Below are 3041 nucleotides of genomic sequence, written 5' to 3' on the forward strand. Positions count from 1 at the left end.
CGAGGGAACTCTCCATTATGCTCGTTTTTTGACTCTAGGTGCTGTTTTCTTTCTTGGCGCAGCTGTTTTTGGAGGTTTTGTCCGGTCAATGGATGCTTGTAATGCCGCCATTAAGTCCGTGACATTTGAAGCAACTTCCTTCGTAGCTGCGGATACGGTTTCTTGTCCATTTCGTTTCGATTCAATTAATTCAAGCAATGCAGTTCTGTAATCATCCGTATACTTTTCTGGGTTAAAATCTGTTGTCAATTGGTCAATCAACATGATCGCAGTATCAAGTTCTCTTTCCGTCACCTTATCTTCAGCAGGCACACTCGGTACATCACCCGCTTTTCGAACTTCATCTGGAAAGTGGATGGTTTCCATGACTAAAACATTTTCATACACACGTATGACTGCTAATTGCTCTTTTGAACGAATGATAATTTTAGCAAGGCCCACTTTTTGTGACTCCAGCAAGGCTTTTCTTAGCAAGGAATAGGCCTTGCCTCCGCCCTCACTTGGAGACATATAATAACTTCGATCGTAGTAGATGGGATCAATTTGGTCCATTTTAACAAAATCAATAATTTCAACCGCTTTATCTTCGTTTTCTTTTCGTAACTTCTCAAGTTCATCATTGTCAAGGACAACAAATTTCCCTTTTGTATATTCATACGCTTTAACGATATCCTCTGGTTTCACTTCCTCCTCACATACAGAACAGATTTTCTCATATTTGATCGGTGCATGACATTTGTTATGCAGGGTTCGAAGTTTGATATCTTTATCTTCTGTTGCCGTATGGAGTTTGATGGGTATATTTACAAGCCCAAAACTGATACTGCCCTTCCACATCGTATGCATTGTGTATTTCTCCAATCTTTTTGTTATTATTTTGCATTACTTAGACATTCACATTCCTAAAAACATTTGGAAAAGAATGAATCTAAGTATTTTTATGCAAAATATATGAAAAAGAAGGGACCAATTTCCCATGAAGCCGATGCTGCCCAGCCTTACATTTAATCTCCCTGTTCATCCTGAATGGCTCTATGAAGTAAAATATGATGGATTTCGCGCCCTTTTAGAGTGGAGTTCCCATGGAATTGAACTAATTAGCCGGAATGAAAAATCTCTTATCCCCCAATTCCCAGAAATCAAGGAATTTTTATTAAAACACGAAGATCAATTTAAACCGTTTCTACCTTTACAATTAGACGGAGAACTAGTCTTATTAGAAAACACACACAAAGCCAATTTCTCGATGATTCAAGTACGCGGGCGATTAAAATCAGAAAAAAAGATCAGCGAGCAAGCCAGAAAATCCCCCTGTCGCCTAATGGTGTTTGACATACTCATGAGCGCTGGAAAACAGTTACGTTCACTTAATTTTCAAAAACGCAAAAAGGAACTCATCAAATTGTTCGAAAAAGTCGGTTTTACACTCGAGGCTGACCCTTACAACGAACAACTTCTTCAACTTGTCCAGGCACATGAAGAATTTGAGCCGCTTTGGGAAAAGGTTGTATTGTCTGACGGGGAAGGAATTATTGCCAAACAAAAAAACAGTCTTTGGGAGGAAGGAAAACGCTCCTTACAGTGGTTAAAGTATAAAAATTGGAAATATGTAAGTTGTTTTATCAACGCCTATGATAAAACCAATGGATATTTTTATGTAAGTGTTTATAAGGACAAAAAAATCCATCCAATTGGTCAGGTCCTTTTCGGATTTAAACCAGAAGAAAAACAAGCACTCCAGCAAACGATTAAACAAAATATGCTCCGTGAAGAAGGACAACTAATGATTGTGGAACCAGCCATATGCCTAGAGGTGAAATATTTAGAGCTATATGAAAACCAACTGCGCGAGCCCCATTTTGACCGATTTCGCTTTGATTTAGAACCCGCTGAGTGTACATATGATCGTTTTATCTTTGCACAAAAAAACCTGCCTGGAGACCTAGATATAACCCACCCTGATAAACCATTATGGGAAAAATTAGCTATTAAAAAAGCTGACTATATTCACTACTTGCGAGAAATTTCACCCTATATGCTGCCCTTTTTAAACAATCGCTTATTAACCGTCATCCGCTATCCGCACGGGATGTTCGGTGAAGCGTTTTATCAAAAAAACTGTCCAGAATATGCGCCAGAATTTGTGCAAACACACACAGATGATGGGATTGACTATATCCTCTGCAATAATTTAAAAACACTCGTTTGGCTTGGCAATCAATTAGCGATTGAGTTCCACATCCCCTTTCAAACCATTGATAGCAAGGGACCAAGTGAGATTGTTTTTGATTTAGATCCGCCCTCTAAGGAGCACTTTCAATTGGCGGTAAAAGCAGCACTGTTAATTAAAGAAGTCCTCGATCAATTAAATTTAATCGCTTTTATTAAAACGTCTGGAAACAAAGGATTGCAAATCTACCTGCCTTTGCCGGAAAATGAATTTACTTATGACGATACAAGATTATTTACAAGCTTTATTGCTGAATATTTGATTTCAAAGGATCCAGACTCCTTCACGATTGAACGAATGAAGAAAAACCGCGGTAACAGGCTTTATGTTGATTATGTGCAACATAGCGAAGGGAAAACAATTGTTGCCCCCTATTCGATGCGGGGAAATGAACATGCTGGTGTTGCCACGCCCCTTTTTTGGGAGGAAGTAACAGAAAAACTCAAACCTGTTTCGTTTAATATGGACAATGCATTAAAGCGAATTCGTCAACAAGGAGATCCCTTTTCAGATTATTTTCAATCAAAATCGATTCAACCTTTCGGACCTGTGTTGGAGGTATTAAAAAAAGGAACGAAAAAAAAAGGATAGGGGCATCCTTTTAATTTTATTCAATCGCTTCAAAATTTCACACCTGTATTTTTTCAGTATAATATTGGTTTATAAACTTTAAACAGGTCTGTTGATTGACGCTCCAGGCACTTCGCTTTCCGCGGGCGTGCCGGGGAGCCTCCTCGTCGCTTTGCTCCTGCGGGGTCTCCCCTGACCCGTACTCCCGCAGGAGTCTTCGTGCCTGGAACGAAGGTCAACA

2 protein-coding genes are annotated in these 3041 nt (G+C 39.3%); one reads left to right on the top strand and one right to left on the bottom strand.

Going from position 1 to position 3041, the window contains the following annotated elements; all coding sequences use genetic code 11:
* Positions 1-15 precede the first annotated feature (15 nt).
* Positions 16-846, bottom strand: a complete 831-nt coding sequence (locus tag V7659_RS24830; protein ID WP_335542790.1) for a Ku protein — start codon at positions 844-846, stop codon at positions 16-18.
* 130 nt (positions 847-976) lie between these two features.
* Here V7659_RS24830 and V7659_RS24835 point away from each other — a divergent pair, with 130 nt between their 5' ends.
* Entirely contained in the window at positions 977-2821 is a 1845-nt protein-coding gene (locus V7659_RS24835) for a DNA ligase D (protein WP_335542791.1), read from the top strand.
* Positions 2822-3041: the final 220 nt, after the last annotated feature.

The organism is Neobacillus drentensis, assembly GCF_036966985.1.
GTDB classification, from domain to species: Bacteria; Bacillota; Bacilli; order Bacillales; family Cytobacillaceae; genus Neobacillus; species Neobacillus drentensis_E.